Origin of the sequence: Variovorax sp. YR216, from assembly GCF_900107745.1 — a bacterium.
Classification (GTDB): domain Bacteria; phylum Pseudomonadota; class Gammaproteobacteria; order Burkholderiales; family Burkholderiaceae_C; genus Variovorax.
Genome location: NZ_FNRO01000006.1, coordinates 215,708 through 233,057 on the forward strand (window position 1 = coordinate 215,708; position 17,350 = coordinate 233,057).

Below are 17,350 nucleotides of genomic sequence, written 5' to 3' on the forward strand. Positions count from 1 at the left end.
CGATTTGGCAAGACTTGCGGGGGCGGAAAGGGCAGGGAGCGCGAGAAGACTCAGTGCGCGAGCGACACCAGCCGCGCGGCGCCGCGTGCGCGGGTCGCCGAGGGCAGCTCGCCGAAGTGCTGCCGGTAGTCGGCTGCGAAGCGGGAGAGATGCCAGAAGCCCCAGCGCGCCGCGATGTCGCCCACGGTGTCGTCGCAGCGCGCGAGCAGCTCGCCGCGCACATGGTTGAGCCGCATCACGCGCAGGTAGGTCACCGGGCTCAGGTGCAGGATCTCTTCGAATGCGTATTGCAGCGCGCGCCGGGATGCGCAGGTGGCCTGGCACAGGTCGGGCACGCTGATCGGCTCGTCGGCATGGGCGCGCATGTAGTCGCGAGCGGCATTGAGGATGCGCCGGCGCGCGGCGGCGCTGGGCCGCACGCCGGCCTCGCGACGGTCGCCGGCGATGCCCTCCAGCATGGCTTCGGAGAGCGACAGCGCCAGCATGCGCTGCGCCGGGTGCTGCTGCAGCATGGCGGGCTGCAGCCGTGCGAGGGAGAGCGCGGTTTCGACGAGGTTCCTCAGCCCGGCCTGCACGGCATCGGAGGCATCGAGCACGCACGGCCCGCGCGCCGGAAGCACCGCATGCTCGCCGCCGCGAAGCCGGGTGGCCAGCGCGACGAGGTGCTCGGTGTCGATCGAGATGCCGGTCACGCCCATACCGGCGCCGGCGGTCAGGTCGAATTCGGAATCCGACGCGATCATGATCATGTTCTCGCCGTCCAGGCGATGACCGCAGAACCAGCCGCCTTCTGCCTTCGGCTGCATCAGCCCGATCGTGTGCGAGCCCGCGCGCGGCATGCCGCACTGGAACACGGCCCGGCTCGCGGTCTCCACGAAGATCTGCACCGGCCCGATGCGCAGGTCTTCGACATGGCCGTCGAAGCGGCCTGCGGAGATCTGCTCGTATCGCTGGTCCCAGGCGCTCAGGCCCGCGGCATGTTCATCCGCATCGCGGGTATCGAGAGTGGTGTAGCAGACGTCTTGCATGGGGCGAAACCTTCGGGCGTATTCGCGCAAGAAGCGTGCCCCCATTGGACGGTACGCGCAAGCCCAGAAACCCCGCGGAACCGGCTTTGCCGGGCCGCTGGGGGTGTTACTTTTTCAAGCTGATCACCTGCGGCTGCGTCACGGACTTCAGGCCGTCGATGCCGAACTCCACGCCCCAGCCCGAACTCTTCACGCCGCCGAACGGCACCATCGGGTGGATCGTGCCGTGCTGGTTGATCCACACCGTGCCGGCCTGGATGCGCGAGGCGACCGCGCGAGCCTTGCCAATGTCGGCGGACCAGACCGACGCGCCGAGACCCACGTCGAGCCGGTTCGCGCTCGCGATCGCGGACTCCACGTCCTTGTAGCGAATGATCGGCAGCACCGGACCGAACTGCTCCTCGTCGACCAGCCGGCTGCCGTCCGCGATGCCGGTCACCAGCGTCACCGGATAGAAATTGCCGGCACCGCCAGTTTCCTTGCCGCCGCACACGACGGTCGCGCCGTGGGCCTTCGCGTCCTCGACCAGCGACACCACCTTGTCGAACTGCATGCGGTTCTGGATCGGCCCGATCGCGATGCCGGGCTCCATGCCGTTGCCCATCGGCATGGCCTCGGCGAGCGCCTTGAGCTCGGCGACCACCGCGTCATGCAGGTTGTCGGGCACATAAAGGCGCTTCGCGGCAGCGCAGGTCTGGCCCATGTTGAGGAAGGCGCCCCAGAAGAGGCCCATCGCGATCGCCTTGGGGTCGGCGTCGGGCAGCACGATTGCCGCGTCGTTGCCGCCGAGTTCCATCGTGGTGGGCGTGAGATTGCGCGCGGCGGTGGCCGCGATGCGCGCGCCGGTCGCGGTCGAGCCGGTGAACATGATCTTGTCGATGTCCGTGTTCTCCACCAGCGCGGCGCCCACGTCGCCGCCGCCGCTCACCGTGTTGAGAACCCCCGGTGGCAGCACCTCGGCAATGATGCGGACCATCTCCAGCGTGCCGATGCTGGTGTATTCGGACGGCTTGAGCACCACTGTGTTGCCCGCGCGCAGCGACGGGATGATCTGCCAGATGGCGATCAGGAGCGGCCAGTTCCACGGCGCGATGGCGGCCACCACGCCGAATGGCTTGCGGTGCACTTCGTCGCGGCGGGTGTCGTCCTCGAAGGCGACTTCCACCGGCAGCTCGAGGCTCGCGGGCACCTGCGTCCAGACCTCGCAGCCCCAGATCTCGAAGCGTGCGCCTGGCACCTGGTCGGGGCCGACGCCGCCGAGCGGTTTGCCCTGTTCGCGCGTGACCCATTCGGCGAGGTATTCGTTGTTGGCCTTGATGGCTTCCGCCACCTTCATGAGAAGCGCCTTGCGCTCGGCATCGGGGCGCGCGGCCCAGGCAGGCTGCGCCGCACGCGCCGCGGAGACCGCCTCGGCGACCTGCTCGGGCGTGGAATGGGGCACGAGGCCGAGCGTTTCGCCGGTGGCGGGGTTCTTCGATTCAAAGGTGCGCGCAGAACCGACGCGGCGGCCGTTCACGGTGTTCTCAAAGGTCTTCACGGGATGTCTCCGGACAGTGGATTCGGGCCGCAGTCTAGGGAGCGAGCGCGCGCGGCTCCATCGCGAAGATTCGCGATAGGGTTCGCCCGGAGGGGCTGGAATCAGTGATGCGGAGAGACGGCCAGCGCCCGCGCGAGCCGCGCGGTGGAGCTCACGCCCAGCTTGTCGCGCACGCTGCGCAGCTGGTGGTCGACGGTGGAAAACGAACGACCCAGTTCACGCGCAATCTCCTTGTAGCTCATGCCCGTCGCCGCCATGCGAGCGACCTTCAGCTCGGCCGGCGTGAGTCCCGCGACGGCGGTGTGCGCTGACGAATCGACGTGGGCCCGGGCGAGCGAACGTGCGGCAGTGAGCACGGGACTCAGCACCGAACGCGCGAGCAGCGGCAGATGCTCGCAGGCCTCCGAATGCCAGCGGGACCGGGGCTCCATCCAGTCTGCGCACAGAAGGCCCAGCGGCCGGGCGCCGTCATGCAGCGCCATCGAGAGCTTGGTGCGCGTCCCGATGGACGAGAGCTGCGCGCGCATCGCCGGGCCGAAGCGCCCATCGCTCGCGACGTCGTCGAACACCACCACATCGTGGGAGGACCAGACCTCGGCGAGGCTCGAATCGCGCGCATCCATCTTCGCGCCGACCACCGAAGGCACCGCGCGATCGGGCCGCAGCGATTCGACGAGCGGCGCATACAGCGCCTGCCCGGGCTGTGCGAAGCCGCCGTCGACGCGGTCGGCATCGAGCAGTTCGCGCAGGCACTCCACGCCGACGCGCCAGCACTGGAGCGGGTCCTCGACATAGAGGAGCATCTGTGCCGCGAACTCGCGCGCCGGCCGCCAAGGCAGCGCGCAGCGGTCATCGAGCAGGCTGCCGCGCAGCCTGCGTTGGGCCTGGAGCACGTCGTCGCTTTGGATCATGTCGGGTCCCCGCGTTGGGCATGCCGCGCATGCCGGGACCGCATTTTCCACGCATGCGGGCAAACCGGGCTCAGCGCGTGCGCCGGACGTAGGCGACATCGGTGAATTCGTCGAAGCTCGGCAGCTTCCAGTCGACATCGCGGGTGAAGCGATAGCTGTCCAGCCATGCGCGCCAGCATTCGAACTGCGGCGGCGAGGGCGCCACCTGCGGGCGCTGCCTTTTCAGGAGCGCCAGCGCCTCGAGCGGCGGCATGCCGCGATGCACGAGCACGCACAGCGCGAGCGTGGCCGAGCGGCCGATGCCGTATTCGCAGTGGATGAGCACACGCCGGCCCCCGTCGAGGAACTCATTGGCAAAGCGGATGCCGTATTCGAGGTCCGGCGTTTCCACCGCGCACATGTCCTCGGTCGGAAGGTGCAGCAGCGAGATGCCGTGACGGCGCATCACCACGGCGTCGGGCTTGGCCTCGCCGCGCAGGTCGACCACCGCGGCGACGCGATGTTCGCGCGCAAGAGCGTCCACCCGTTCGAGCGGAAAGCTTCCACCGACGGCGAGCTGCTCCGTGATCCAGCTGAGGTTCGGCTGCCAGTGACTCATTCGAAACTCTATGTCCTTTCCTCGGCCCTGGTCCGTATCGGCCTAGCAGCCGGCGTGGAAAAGCGTGTCTGCATGCGACCCCGTACTCAGGTGTGTCCGGGTGGTCGATGCGCCTCGTGGAGCCGCTGGCAGGGCACGCAGCGCTCGCTGGAGGGCTGAACCTCCAGTCTCTCTCGCGGGATCTGCGTATTGCAGTCGATACACCGGCCGTAACGCCCGTTACGCATGCGTTCCCTGGCATCGGCGATCCGGCGCAGTTCGAGCGCGTCACGCTGCGCCTCGCCGTCGCGGACCGTTTCGTGGATGCGCGCCTCGGCCTGGTCCACGGCGTCGCCGGCTTCCATCGGCGGCAGCCGCGATGATTCCTCCATCGCCTCGTTGTTGATGGACGCGAGTTCGGCCGCGAGCTCGGCCTCTCGCCGGTCGAGCTTCTTTCGCAAGGAAGCCAGTTGCTTTTCGCTGAGCCCGGTCATGCACCGCTCCTTGAGTTGGAGTCCGACATGAGGCCCGAAGCGGGTGGGCGCCGCCTTCGGCGTGGTTCCCGTGCGCGGGTCAGTCCATGCCGACAGAAAGTCCCGGATTCGGCCGGCCGGCGCGCGTGCCTGCAAAATCCGGTCCATGACGACTCCGCTCGATTTCCACAATCCGTACCGCCACGGCTTTGCCCGCGTGGCCGTCGCGGTGCCGCGCAATCGCGTCGCCGATCCCGTGTTCAATGCCGCCGAGACGGTGCGGATGTACCGCGAAGCCGCCGCCAAGGGGGCGGTGCTGGTGGCCTTCCCCGAACTGGGGCTCTCCGCTTACACCTGTGACGATCTGTTCCACCAAGCCGCATTGCTCGATGCCTGCGAGGCGGCCTTGCGGACGGTGGTCGAGGCCTCGCGGGAAGTGAATGCGGTGGCGGTGGTGGGATTGCCGCTGCGGGTCGACCATCGGCTCTTCAACTGTGCGGCCGCGGTGGCCGGCGGACGCGTGCTCGGTGTGTTCCCGAAGACCTACCTGCCGAACTACGGCGAGTTCTACGAGGCGCGCCAGTTCGCGGCCGCCGATTCCGCGCTCGCGACGGAGATCGAGCTGTTCGGCCAGCGCGTGCCCTTCGGCACCGACCTGATGCTGCGCGCGCGCCAGATGCCCTTGCTGAAGCTGCACGTCGAGATCTGCGAGGACGTGTGGGTGCCGATCCCGCCGTCGAGCCTCGCCGCGCTCGCGGGAGCAACGGTGCTGGTCAACCTGTCGGCGTCGAACATCACGATCGGCAAGTCGGCCTACCGGCACCAGCTCGTGAGCCTGCATTCCGCTCGCTGCCTCGCGGCGTATCTCTATTCGTCGGCGGGCATCGGCGAATCGACCACCGATCTCGCGTGGGACGGGCAGGCGCTGATCTACGAAAGCGGCGAGATGCTGGCCGAGAGCGAGCGCTTCAGCAACGACTCGCACATGATCTGCGCCGACGTCGACCTCGAGCATCTGTCGCGTGAGCGCATGCGGCAGAACTCCTTCGGCGTTTCGGCGCAGAAGCATCGCGCGGCGCTGCAGGCGTGGCGCACGGTGGACTTCGATCTGGAGATTCCGCAGCCCGCATCGCGCGCGCTGCTGCGCAAGGTCGAGCGGTTTCCCTATGTGCCGGCCGATGCCGCGCACCGCGACGAGCGCTGCCACGAGGTGTTCAACATCCAGGTGCAGTCGCTGGTGCAGCGCATGGAGGCCGCGGGCATCAAAAAGCTCGTCATCGGCGTCTCGGGCGGGCTGGATTCGACCCATGCACTGCTGGTGTGCGCAAAGGCGGTGGACCGGCTCGGCATCCCGCGCGCGAACATCCTCGGCTACACGATGCCGGGCTTCGCGACCAGCGACCGCACACTGGGCCAGGCCCATGCGCTGATGCGCACGGTCGGCTGCACCGCGCAGGAAATCGACATCCGCCCGAGCTGCATCCAGATGCTGAACGACCTCGGCCATCCGTTCAAGGACGGGGTGCCGCAGTACGACATCACCTTCGAAAACGTACAGGCGGGCGAGCGCACCAGCCATCTCTTCCGGCTCGCGAACCATCATGGCGGCATCGTCGTCGGCACCGGTGACCTCAGCGAGCTCGCACTCGGGTGGTGCACCTATGGCGTGGGCGACCACATGTCGCACTACAACGTGAATGCCAGCGTGCCCAAGACGCTCATCAAGCATCTGGTGCGCTGGGTCGCCGAGAAGAACGAGATCGGCGCGGAGGGCAGCCGCGTGCTCGAGGCGATCGTCGATACCGAAGTCAGTCCCGAACTGGTGCCTGCGAACGCCGCGGGCGGCCCGGATGCGCAGGCGCAGCCGGGCCAGCGCACCGAGGACACCATCGGCCCCTACGAGCTGCAGGACTTCCATCTCTACTACACGCTGCGCTTCGGCTTCCGGCCGACGAAGGTGGCGTACCTGGCCTGGCAGGCATGGCACGACCGCACGCTCGGCGCGTGGCCCGACGCATTGCACACCGAGCGCAACGAATACGGGCTCGCGGAGATCCGGCGCCATCTCGGCACCTTTCTCTATCGCTTCTTCAAGACCAGCCAGTTCAAGCGCACCTGCGTGCCGAATTCGCCGAAGGTCGGCTCCGGCGGATCGCTGTCACCGCGCGGCGACTGGCGCGCGCCCAGCGATTCGGAAGCGGCGGTATGGATGGCCGATCTGGAAGGCATACCGGCCGAGGCGCCTTCAGCGAAGGGCTGACCGGCCGGACGCCTCCACCCCAATGGGGGCGAATTGCGTCAGCTAGTTTGAAGCCTTCTCGCAAGCGAAGCTCGCCGCCCTCTCGGGATCGCCGCCCTTATAGAACGCAATCAACGGGTACGCACAGAGGGGGCGACTGCGGTTGGGCGCCCACGTCGCCGGCACGTCTGCGTTGACGCCGGATGGATTGCCTGCCCCCCGTGCCTGGGCAACGATGCTGGAGGGCGCACGCCCGGCCTCGACCCAGTCGATCAGTATGTTGAGGCCGGCATACTGGTCGGTGGCGGGGCCTCCGCTGACGTGACCCATGCCCGGTACGCGGAAGAATCGAACGAACTTCGACTCGTCTCCGAAGTACCGACGGCCAAGCGCATCCATGTAGGCAGCAGTATCGTTGGGGGAGAAGACACCGTCCGCTTCGCCATGGACAATGATCATCTTCGCGCCCCTGTTTCTGAGCATGTCAAGGTTTTCCGGATTGGGCGGTGTCATGTATGAAATGGCGCTTTCCGTGTAGAGGCCGCTCGTCGCATAAAACTTCGGTGCGTCCACGTCCAAGCTGAAGGTGAGCGCGTAAGCCAGAGTGTCGGCGAGCTTCGCAGGCTCGGGCGGCGTAGCGAAGATCACGGCAGACACCGGGCCGCGATTCGCGCCCACGGAGTTTCGGAACGTCCAACCGGCCCAGCCCGACGCGACCATTCCGGGATCAAATGGCCAGTTCGCATACAGCGCTACGCCCGCGCTGTTGATGGGACCCCGATAGACGTTCGAGAACGCGCTTTTCTGGGCGTCGGTCAGGCAAGTGCCATCTCTTGCGCCTCTGCAAGAGGGCACGTCACGTTGGATGTCGAAGGCTTTGCGGCAGCCCTGATAGTCGTTCACCATTCCGTCCGCGAGACCGTCCAGTGCATCGCATCGGGCAAGGATGGCATCGGCTACCAGACGACGTTCGGCGACGGGGAAGGCAGTTTCCAGATCTGCGAGATCGGTCGCAACGGTTGCCCACTGCTGCGCTCCCCAGAGTTGCGCGATCGACGACTTGGGAAGGTTGAAGCCGGGCGAAACTGCCAGAAAGCCATCGTATTCCGCGGCATACCGTGCGGCCGCCACCATGGTGTGCCTGCCGCCGTTGGACCCGCCCGCGAAGTAGGACCGATCCGGTCCCCTGCCATACGCAAGCTTGACGAGAGCCTTGGCCATCGGCGTGAGGGTTCCCACCGCCGCATAGCCGTAATCCAGTCGAGCTTGAGGATCCATGCCGAACAGGGGGTTCTGAGCGGCCGAATGACCCGCATCGGAGCTGAGAACCGCAAACCCTAACTTCAGTGCATTGGTCTGTCCCGCTCCTGTATCGCCAGTCGCGGTCGCTACGCTGCCGTCGATACCGCCGTTGCCCTGATGAAGAAAGCGTCCATTCCAATTCTTTGGCAGTCTCATCTCGAACTGGATTGAATATGGCTGTCCGTCGACCGGTCCTACCCGTTCATTCATCTTTCCTGTCACGCGGCAGTGCTCCTCGATGGGAATGCCGGCAACAGTGAGCGTCCCTGCCGAGACCGTCGTGGCCGTGACAATCTTCGTCTTGTCGAAGATAAAGCTGGCCAACGATTCGCAGGAAGAGCCGAGAGAGCCGCTTTGCGCAGCGGCTAGTTGGGGAATCGGTGCCGGGCCGGCGATCTCACCGCCTGTTTCTCCTTGGCCTCCTTGACCTGCCTGGCCGGCACCTCCGCCGAGGCCGCCTTGAGCGGCGGTGCTTTCGCCTGCGCCTACGAAAGGAATGCGATTGTTGACGCCGCCGCACGCGCTCAAGACGAACGCGGCCACGGCCGTCATCAAATATTTTCTTGGTTTCATGTGGTCTCCATCTATGGATTTTGTGATCCACGACTACTGAGATTCGTTGTAGCGATACCGAGTGCAGCACCGCTCTGGCCGGCAGCCACCAGGTCCATCCTTCTTTGATCAAGCATCAAAGAATTCAGGCCGCATCCGATGGCCGCGCTCCTGTAGGCATCGGCGGGGCGCTAGAGGTCTAGGACAAGGACGGGAGATTTGGATCGCGAGCAACACGGCATGAACTGGTTATTCGCGGCATGCTCTTGGGCTGTCAGGTAGTGGTCCCGGTGATCCGGCGTGCCTCGAAGTACCCGAGTGACGCACGTCCCACAGACGCCTTGCTCGCATGACGTCTCTACTTGGACCCCGTGTTGCGCCAATGCTTCCACCACGCTTTGCCCACCAAGCACTCTGACAAGCAAGCCGCTGCTGGAGACTTGCACTTCGAACTCCGCATCGCTGTTGCTCTTCGAGACCTCTGCTCCAAAGTACTCGTAGTGAAGCTGTGCCGCAGGCCATCCGGCGGCCTCCGCCGACTGGATAACCCAGTCGAGGAAACCCTGGGGACCGCACACGTACAGGTGAACGCCAGTCGCCTCCCGATGTGAATCCAGGAGTTCGCGCAAGTGCAACTTTTGACCTTCGTCGCCGTCGTCATGATGAAAGCTGACGCGCGTGGCAAAGGCAGAAGCAAGAATGCGACTGTGAAACGCCGTGCACTGGAGCGAACGCGTGCAGTAGTGGAAATCAAAAGGCGCATCAATCGCCGAAAGCCGCTCGGCCATGCTCAAGATTGGCGTCACGCCAATGCCACCCGCCAGCAGGATGCTGTGACTCGCTTCGATCGCCAGCGGGAAATGGTTCCGCGGCGAACTGATCTCGAGGGTCGTTCCCTCCTTGATCAGATCATGCACAGCAGTGGATCCCCCACGCGAGGCGGAATCTCGCAACACGCCGATCTGATAGCGATGGCTGTCGGCAGGACTGTTGCACAAGGAGTACTGCCGCACCAATCCGTTCGGCAACTGGACATCAATGTGCGCGCCAGCCGAAAATGCCGGAAGTGGCTGCCTTTCCTCGTCGACGCTCGCCAACTCCAGAACCGCAACGTCTTCGGCGTCCATCGATTTACGAGTGACGCGTACCTGCAGCATCGTTCTACTCAAGCTTGATGCTCGCATTCTTGATCACCAATCCCCAACGCGCGGTTTCATCTTTCACGAAGGGGCCAAACTGCGCATCCGTCATCGGTGCGACCTCGAGCCCTTGATCAGTGAACTTCTTGCTCAACTCCGGCGACTGAATGGCCTTGACGACTTCATTGCTGAGCAGCGAGACCACAGCGGGGGGCGTTCCTGCCTTGACCGCCATCCCGAACCAGGCGACCAGATTGATGTCACCCAGACCCACCTCGGCCAGCGTAGGCACGTTCGGAAATTGGGCCGACCGCTTTTCAGCGCCGATGGCCAACGCCCTGAGCTTTCCGTCCTTCACGAACGGCCCGCTCGTGATCATCGGATCGAAGAAGACCTCGACCTGGTTGCCGACCATGTCGATCAGCGCCGGTGATGAGCCCCGATACGGTACATGGTTCAGATTGCCCTTGGTCTTGTCGCGCAACATCTCCGCGAACAGGTGTCCGCCCGAGCCCGTGCTCTGCGAGGCGATGCTCACGCCGCCTGGCTTCGTCTTCACGGCCAAGATCAGATCGGCCGCGGTCTTGTACGGGCCGTCGGCATTCACGACGAGGAGCGCTGGAGCGAGGGCCAGACGAGCAAGCGGCGTGAAGTCCTTCAGAGGGTCGTAGCTCAGCTTGGCATAGAGATTTCCGTTGAGCGCGAAGGAGCCGATGTCGCCGATGAAGATCGTGTGGCCGTCTGCGGGCGCTTGCTTGACGAAGTTGGCGGCGATCTGCGCGCCGGCGCCTGGCCGGTTATCCACGATGACCGGAACCTTCAAGCTCTCGGACATCTTCTGACCGACACCGCGCGCGAGCTGGTCGGTGACACCGCCGGCTGGAAACGGCACCACGATGGTGATCGGCTTGTTAGGAAAGTTGCCGCCTTGAGCTGAAGCCAAAGCGCTTGTGGTCGCAAGCAACGCTGCAGCTGCAACCTGCATGAAGCGGGGAAAGTTCATCGAGAGTCTCCAGTTGTTTTACGTATGCCGGGGAAATCAGGTTGTCACGGGTATGAGGGGAATGACCGCTGGCGCCTTGTTCTCCAGATCGATCAACTCGGTCAACAGCCGGCGATATTGGATGAGCCCCGCATCCGCTGCCATGGCGACCATCGATGACTCGGGCGAGTTGTCGATCATTTGCTGCTGCGCCTCGAGGATCTGCTTGTCCTCGATGAACGCGCGCTTCTGGCTCTGATCGATGGATTCCGTGACGACAGCGTCGTCGAGCCGGAAGTTGTGGGCCTGCATGAAGAAGTAATGCGTTGACTTCTCGGTCTCAGGCGTTATCGCCTGGCAACTGTGGAACTGCAGCGCGCCGCTCATGTCGTCGTCCGGTGTCGCAGCGGATTTCACGCCAGCATCGAGAAGCAGAATTCCGGGGACGTGGAAGTCATATCGGAACCAGCGATCAACCTTGCCTTCGAAGCTGCCGAGGCGCTGGTGATACGGCGCGGGAACTGTGCCGCGCACCGGCCGGCTCACCCGAACGCCTCGCTCCATGCGCTGCACTTCAGGCCGGGCCTCAGCGATGTTTGGTGACCCACCGAAGGTCTTCTCATGCACGTAGCTGAGGTGGGAAAAGTCGAGAAGGTTGTCGCTGATCAGGAGGTAGTTGCACTCGTAGTGGAGGTACGAAGGCTTCCATCGCCAGTCCGGATGAGCGAGCGAGTAGGTGTCGGGGATCAGCGTGTCGTCGGCGAGCGCCGGATCTCCCATCCAGATCCACACCCAGCGTTTACGCTGCACAGTTGGGTAGACGCGTTGGCGCAGCTTCGGCGGGATGCGTTCTTGACCGGGAACTTCGACACAGGCGCCGGTCGCATCGTATTTCGCTCCGTGGTACATGCAACGGACGCAATCGCCTTCCTTGCGGCCCATGTGCAATGGTGCGTGCCGGTGGCAGCACTTGTTGTCCATGGCAACCACCGTTCCGTCCTCCTTGCGGTAGAAAAGAACGGGCTGCCCCAGGAGGGTCCTCGTCAAGAGCGTATCGCCGAGGATTTCGTGGTCCCAGGCTGCCACGTACCAGCAGTTCTTCAAGAACATGTTCATCGTCTCCGTAGGGGCGCCGCTCTGAAAACGGGGCGCTCGAGGGGGACTTTAGGGAAGCCCCTCCCCCCCGCGCTACACGATTGGGTGGAAGATCACTATCTGTGAAAACGATAGACACCACTTTCGATCTGAACCTCTTGCGCGTGCTGGTCGCGCTCTCCGCAACGCGGAACGTGACCCAGGCTGCCCATGCTCTGGACATGAGCCAATCGGGCTTCAGCACCGCGCTTGCGCGGTTGCGGCAAGTGCTCGATGACCCGCTTTTCGTTCGCACGCCAGTGGGTATGTCTCCCACCCCGCGGGCAGCGCAGATGATCGCGACCGCTCAGGATGTGCTGTCGCGCGTCACGGAAGAAGTCTTGCAAAAGCCCGGGTTCGATCCGGCAACCGCCCGCACCGTCTTCCGACTGGCGATGGCTGATGTCGCGGAGATTGTTTTTCTTCCCAAGCTGCTTCAGCATCTGCAGCAGCACGCGCCATATGCAACCGTAACCTGCGCCTCCATGGACACGGAGACGCTGAAACAGGCGATGTCCAATGGTGACATCGATCTCGCACTCGGGTACTTTCCCGATCTCGATTCGCAGTCGTCTTTCCAGCAGCGCCTGTACTTCCACACCTACGCCTGCATGCTTCGTCGAGGACATCCCCTCGCAGCTCGAACGGTCACGGAGAAGAGTTATTCCGAGATTGGTCACGTCGTCGTCTCTTCGCCCGCCAGGACTAACGCGCTGTTCGAAGCATTCCTGGAAAAGCGGTCCATTAAGCGCAGGATCGTGCTTGAAACGCCTCATCACCTGAGCCTGCCCGCGATCGTTGAGAGCACAGATCTGATGGCCACCGTGCCGCTGGCGACGGGCGCTCGGTTCGTGCAGCTTGGAATGGTCGAGCTACTGCGCCTGCCGTTCACGCCGCCGAGCTTTGCGGTGCAACAGCACTGGCATCCGCTCGTTCACCATGACGCTCGCAGCCAGTGGTTGAGGAAGCAGGTGGCGCGGCTCTTCAACGTCGAGTCCGATGAATGGCGTGATCTTCAGGCCGCGTTGTACGGTCGTTCTGTTCGACCGAGCACAGGTTGAACAAGTCCCACCCGCGACGTCCCAGGCACCGCGTGAAGACGCCCCGTACCAGCGCACGACGATCAAACCTGTGAGTGTCTGCTGCTGGGCTATCAGCCTCGATGCGTGTACTTCCGCAACGGGCTACCGACATTAAAGAGGCTCAGAAGGTCGAGCACTGCAAACGCAAGTGCTTCAAACATTGTTTCCATTTCGAAAACATGGCAGTTCTGGTTCACTAGGGTTTACCCTATGTTTTTCGTGAGAGACTTCTTCCCACGGTTTCACGCCCCGAAACAACTCCAAAGGAAGCATCCATGAAAGTCTCGAAAATTCTCGCTGCAACGGCCCTGTCTTTTATCGCTATCGCTGGCGTTCACGCGGAGACCTATGAGGGTGTGCACCCCCTGACGTCGTCCGCCAGCCGCGCTGATGTGGCCCGCGAAGCCGTTGCCGCCGCGCACGCGGGCAACGTGTACGGCGATGCCGCAAGCACGGGTGAGAACGCTCAGCCCTTCACTTCGACCGCAAGCCGTTCAGAAGTTCGCGCTCAAGCCGTCGCCAAGGCAAGTGCGAACCGCGACAGTCTCGACAGCCGCTCGTTCTACCGAGACCAAGTGCCCGCTCAGTTCAATACGGGCCTGCACTTCACGCGACAAACGCAACAAGCCTCGCGCTAAGCTAATCGACCGCTCACCCGCTCGGTTTGGCGCGGTAGAGAACCCTCAGCGCTTGGACGTGCTGAAAGAAGCCTCCGGCATAGCCTGGAGGCTTCTTTTTTTTGGGAGAGGCTGGTCATCGTCCCTCGGCCGGGTTGCGAGCCGTCAGGAGCCCGCGTCGACCTGCGTTCAGGGACGCCTCCTCAGGAAGAAGGAGGCCGACTCTAGCCTAACCACAGCCGCGTCGTGGCGACGCATGCTTGGTCTTGGTCGTGACACCAAGGGGGTGTCGCGAACGTCTGCTGTGAGGTGCGCATTCAACCGGTCGATGCAACGATTTGGCTGAACATTTCAGCCGGTGTTTGAAAGTCGAGCGTCTTTCTGGGGCGCTCGTTCAACCTCCGCGCCAGCGCATTGAGCTTGGCTTGTGAGTAAGTCGAGACATCGATGCCCTTGGGAAGGTACTGCCTCAGCAGCCCGTTCGTATTCTCGTTGGTTCCACGCTGCCACGGGTTCTGAGGATCGCAGAAGAAGACCTGGATGTCGGTCGCCAAGGTGAACTGCTTGTGGCCCGCCATCTCCTTGCCTCGATCCCAGGTGAGCGACTTGTAGAGCTCCTGCGGCAGCTTGCGAGCATTCTTGATCAGTGCGTTGACGACCGTCTCGGTGTCCTTACCTGTGATCTTCACAAGCATCACATAGCGTGTCTGGCGCTCGACCAGCGTGGCGATCTGGCTGTTGGCGCTTCCAAACAGCAAGTCGCCTTCCCAGTGACCAGGAACCGCACGATCTTCGACAGCGGCCGGTCGCTCGCTGATCGAGACGGCGTCAACGATTCTTCCGTGGGCATCGGTCTTCTGCGAGTAATGGCGTGACCGTCGCATGCCTCGCGTTCGCCTCAGATGCTGCAGCAACTCCTTCTTCAACGCCCCGCGGGCTTGAATGAACAGGCTGCGGTAGATGGTCTCGTGTGACACGTGGCAAGTCTCGTCGCAAGGGTAAGTTTGTTTGAGCCACCCGGCAATCTGCTCCGGAGACCATTGCAGCCGAAGCTTCTCCGTGACGATGCGTGCCAAGGGTCGGTTCTCGGCCAGCTTGCAGCGCTTGGGCCGATGGTCTCTTTCCCAGGCGGCCTGGTCGGCCTGAGCCGCCCGATAGCATCCCTGACCACCGTTGCGCTTGATCTCGCGGCTGATGGTGGAGGGAGCTGGCCCGAGGATCACAGCGATCGCGCGAATCGAGAAGCCAGCTGCCATGGCACGTGAGATCTCCTCGCGCTCGGCCAGCGTCAGAGCCATCGGGGAGCGGCTTCGCTGCGGCGGTCGAATGCCGCCCGTGCGGGACAGAATGCCTTGTACCGTAAGCGCGCGGTGATCCCGTCTTGAGTTGGGGGCTTGTGTCCATGACGATGGTGTCCACCAAGGATTTAGGTGGACACCATGGAAGACTCCAAGCGCTTGAGCCGGCGGCGCCACGCGGCCGATCTGAAGCGGCAAGTGCTGGCCGCGTGCGCGGAACCCGGAGCGTCGGTGGCTCAGGTGGCGCTGGCCCATGGCCTCAATGCCAACCTCGTTCACAAGTGGCGCCGCACGGCCGACGCGGGAGGCGTCGACTCGAAGAGCGGCGAGCGCCAAGCCGAATTCGTCTCGCTGACGCTGGCGTCAAGCTCTACCGTCGCGAGTGACATCCACCTCGAGCTTCGCCGCGGTGCGATCGCGGTGAACGTGACCTGGCCGTTGAGCGCATCGAGCCAATGCGCCGCCTGGCTGCGCGAGATCCTCAGGTGATCCGGGTCGACGCACTGTGGCTTGCCATCGAGCCGTTGGACATGCGCGCAGGCACCGAAGCTGCGCTGGCGCGCGTGGTTCGTGTCTTCGGTGCTGCGCGCCCGCACCACGCATACTTGTTCGCCAACCGACGTGCCAACCGCATAAAGGTCCTGGTGCACGACGGAATCGGAATCTGGTTATCGGCAAGACGCCTGCACCAGGGCAAGTTCATCTGGCCCAAGGACAGTGGCACCACCCTCAGCTTGACCCATCCCCAGTTCGATGCGCTGGTGCTCGGGCTGCCGTGGCAGCGTATTGGCGAAGCCGGGGTCATCTGCGTGCTGTAGTGCAATTGCCGAATGTGCTGATGCGTTCGCGGGGACATCGGGGCACCATCACCTTCCGTGATCGACACGGCCGACCTTGACCACCTGGATGCTCAGCAACTGCGTGAGATGGTCCTCTCGCTCAGAAGAGGAGCCGCAGCCGACAAGCTCGAGATCGAACGCCGCGACCACGAGATCGCGTTCAAGCAGGCCGCCATCGACAAGCTCACGCACGAGATGGCTGTGCTCAAGCGGCTGAAGTTCGCCGCCAAATCTGAAGCCTTCAACGCCGAGCAGAAGAGCCTGCTAGAAGAGACCATCGATGTCGATCTCGCGGCAATGGAGCTCGAACTGGAGAGACTTGCAGGCACCTCATCAGCGGGGTGCGAGAAGCAACAACCCAGGCGCCAGGCGTTGCCCGCACACTTGCCGCGCCGGGAGATCCGCCACGAGCCCGAGAGCACCACCTGTGCCTGTGGCTGCACTCTCCAGCGCATCGGTGAGGATGTGGCCGAGAAGCTCGACTACCAGCCTGGCGTGTTTACCGTGGAGCGCCACGTCCGCGGCAAATGGGTCTGCACAAAGTGCGAGACGCTGGTGCAGGCACCCATCGCCCCGCACATCATCGACAAGGGGATCCCCACGGCTGGGCTGCTCTCACAGGTGCTGGTGGGCAAGTACCTGGATCACCTGCCGCTGTACAGGCAGGAAGCCATCTTCGGTCGCGCCGGCCTGGCCATCCCGCGCTCGACACTGGCTAGCTGGGTCGGACAGTGCGGCGCGCAGTTGCAGCCGCTGGTCGATGCGCTCAAGCGCGAAATGCTCCAATGCCGTGTGCTGCATGCCGACGAGACGCCGGTGGCGATGCTCAAGCCCGGCAACGGCAAGACACACCGGGCGTACCTCTGGAGCTACTGCACGACGAGCTACAGCGCGCTGCGCGCGGTGGTGTTCGACTTCGCCGACAGCCGGGGCGGCCAGCATGCTCGCGCCTTCCTCGGGCTGCCTGATGAACATGGCTGGCGCGGCACGCTGGTGTGCGACGACTTCAGTGGCTATAAGGCGTGCTTCGAGCTCGGCGTCACCGAGGCAGGTTGCCTGGCGCACGCGAGGCGCAAGTTCCACGAACTCTGGGTCAATCAAGGCAGCCAGGTTGGCGAGCAGGCGCTGAAGTTCTTCGGCGAGCTCTATGCCATCGAGCGTGAAGTCGCTCAGTTGATACCCGACGAGCGAAGGCGAATACGGCAGGAGAGGTCGCGCGAGGTAGCGGATGCCCTGAAGCAATGGCTCGCCGGGCAGCAGCTGAAGGTGCCGAATGGCTCGGCAACGGCCAAGGCGCTCGGCTACAGCCTGAAGCGCTGGCAGGCGCTCACGCGCTACATCGACGATGGCGATCTGCCTGCGGACAACAATTGGGTGGAAAACCAGATTCGTCCGATTGCAATCGGAAGATCCAACTGGCTGTTCGCAGGATCGCTGCGGGCAGGCCAGCGCGCTGCGGCCATCATGAGCTTGATCCAGTCAGCCAAGCTCAATGGACTCGAGCCGCACGCATACCTCAGCGACATCCTCGAGCGGCTGCCTACCCAGCCGGCCAGTCGCGTCTCCGAGTTGTTGCCGCATCGCTGGCAGCCAGCTTCGACATCCTGATCTGCGACCGGAGTCAAGACGGGATCACCGCG

Annotated in this window: 16 protein-coding genes; 6 read left to right on the forward strand and 10 right to left on the reverse strand. The window is 64.0% G+C overall.

The annotated features are described in order from the left end of the window. Window positions 1-50: 50 nt before the first annotated feature. From BLW05_RS18520 to BLW05_RS18540, 5 genes are all read right to left on the reverse strand, one after another. Window positions 51-1,028: a helix-turn-helix domain-containing protein gene (locus BLW05_RS18520; protein WP_177142708.1), complete on the reverse strand. Its 978-nt coding sequence runs from the start codon at window positions 1,026-1,028 to the stop codon at window positions 51-53. Window positions 1,029-1,134: 106 nt separating this feature from the next. Further along, complete coding sequence (locus tag BLW05_RS18525; RefSeq protein ID WP_093164868.1) at window positions 1,135-2,565, reverse strand: aldehyde dehydrogenase family protein; 1,431 nt, start codon at window positions 2,563-2,565, stop codon at window positions 1,135-1,137. Window positions 2,566-2,666: 101 nt separating this feature from the next. Beyond that, entirely contained in the window at window positions 2,667-3,476 is an 810-nt protein-coding gene (locus tag BLW05_RS18530) for a LuxR C-terminal-related transcriptional regulator (protein WP_177142709.1), read from the reverse strand. A gap of 70 nt (window positions 3,477-3,546) precedes the next feature. Beyond that, window positions 3,547-4,074 (reverse strand): protein-tyrosine phosphatase family protein, encoded by a 528-nt coding sequence (locus tag BLW05_RS18535; RefSeq protein WP_093164872.1) that lies wholly within the window; start codon window positions 4,072-4,074, stop codon window positions 3,547-3,549. Between the two features lie 86 nt (window positions 4,075-4,160). Next, entirely contained in the window at window positions 4,161-4,547 is a 387-nt protein-coding gene (locus BLW05_RS18540) for a TraR/DksA family transcriptional regulator (RefSeq protein ID WP_177142710.1), read from the reverse strand. A 145-nt stretch (window positions 4,548-4,692) separates the two neighbouring features. Here BLW05_RS18540 and BLW05_RS18545 point away from each other — a divergent pair, with 145 nt between their 5' ends. Beyond that, the gene (locus BLW05_RS18545) at window positions 4,693-6,786 is read left to right on the forward strand and encodes an NAD(+) synthase (protein WP_093164875.1); all 2,094 of its coding nucleotides are present in this window, start codon (window positions 4,693-4,695) and stop codon (window positions 6,784-6,786) included. 42 nt (window positions 6,787-6,828) lie between these two features. Here the strand turns inward: BLW05_RS18545 and BLW05_RS18550 are convergent, their stop codons facing one another. From BLW05_RS18550 to BLW05_RS18565, 4 genes are all read right to left on the reverse strand, one after another. Further along, window positions 6,829-8,640: a tannase/feruloyl esterase family alpha/beta hydrolase gene (locus tag BLW05_RS18550; protein ID WP_093164877.1), complete on the reverse strand. Its 1,812-nt coding sequence runs from the start codon at window positions 8,638-8,640 to the stop codon at window positions 6,829-6,831. A 170-nt stretch (window positions 8,641-8,810) separates the two neighbouring features. After that, window positions 8,811-9,788, reverse strand: a complete 978-nt coding sequence (locus BLW05_RS18555) for a PDR/VanB family oxidoreductase (protein WP_093164878.1) — start codon at window positions 9,786-9,788, stop codon at window positions 8,811-8,813. Further along, on the reverse strand, window positions 9,781-10,761 hold the full coding sequence (locus BLW05_RS18560) for a Bug family tripartite tricarboxylate transporter substrate binding protein (RefSeq protein WP_093164880.1): 981 nt from the start codon (window positions 10,759-10,761) through the stop codon (window positions 9,781-9,783). Before BLW05_RS18560 ends, BLW05_RS18555 begins: the two co-directional genes overlap by 8 nt. A gap of 36 nt (window positions 10,762-10,797) precedes the next feature. Further along, entirely contained in the window at window positions 10,798-11,850 is a 1,053-nt protein-coding gene (locus BLW05_RS18565) for an aromatic ring-hydroxylating dioxygenase subunit alpha (RefSeq protein ID WP_093164988.1), read from the reverse strand. A 107-nt stretch (window positions 11,851-11,957) separates the two neighbouring features. Between BLW05_RS18565 and BLW05_RS18570 the strand changes: the two genes are divergently transcribed. Continuing rightward, entirely contained in the window at window positions 11,958-12,935 is a 978-nt protein-coding gene (locus tag BLW05_RS18570; RefSeq protein WP_177142711.1) for a LysR family transcriptional regulator, read from the forward strand. Between the two features lie 296 nt (window positions 12,936-13,231). Then, window positions 13,232-13,594 carry an alpha/beta hydrolase gene (locus tag BLW05_RS18575; RefSeq protein ID WP_093164883.1) on the forward strand — a complete coding sequence of 121 codons (363 nt, stop codon included), beginning with the start codon at window positions 13,232-13,234 and terminating at the stop codon, window positions 13,592-13,594. Between the two features lie 296 nt (window positions 13,595-13,890). Here BLW05_RS18575 and BLW05_RS18580 read toward each other — a convergent pair whose 3' ends face one another. Continuing rightward, window positions 13,891-14,922 carry an IS30 family transposase gene (locus tag BLW05_RS18580; protein ID WP_371126950.1) on the reverse strand — a complete coding sequence of 344 codons (1,032 nt, stop codon included), beginning with the start codon at window positions 14,920-14,922 and terminating at the stop codon, window positions 13,891-13,893. A 90-nt stretch (window positions 14,923-15,012) separates the two neighbouring features. On the opposite strand from BLW05_RS18580, the gene BLW05_RS18585 reads away from it, so the two are divergent. From BLW05_RS18585 to BLW05_RS18595, 3 genes are all read left to right on the forward strand, one after another. Continuing rightward, window positions 15,013-15,360 (forward strand): IS66-like element accessory protein TnpA, encoded by a 348-nt coding sequence (locus BLW05_RS18585; RefSeq protein ID WP_093164884.1) that lies wholly within the window; start codon window positions 15,013-15,015, stop codon window positions 15,358-15,360. Beyond that, a complete protein-coding gene (tnpB, locus tag BLW05_RS18590) occupies window positions 15,357-15,689 on the forward strand; it encodes an IS66 family insertion sequence element accessory protein TnpB (RefSeq protein WP_177142712.1) in 333 nt (110 codons plus the stop codon). Before BLW05_RS18585 ends, tnpB begins: the two co-directional genes overlap by 4 nt. 108 nt (window positions 15,690-15,797) lie before the next feature. Beyond that, window positions 15,798-17,318 (forward strand): IS66 family transposase, encoded by a 1,521-nt coding sequence (locus BLW05_RS18595; protein WP_371126951.1) that lies wholly within the window; start codon window positions 15,798-15,800, stop codon window positions 17,316-17,318. Window positions 17,319-17,350 lie beyond the last annotated feature (32 nt).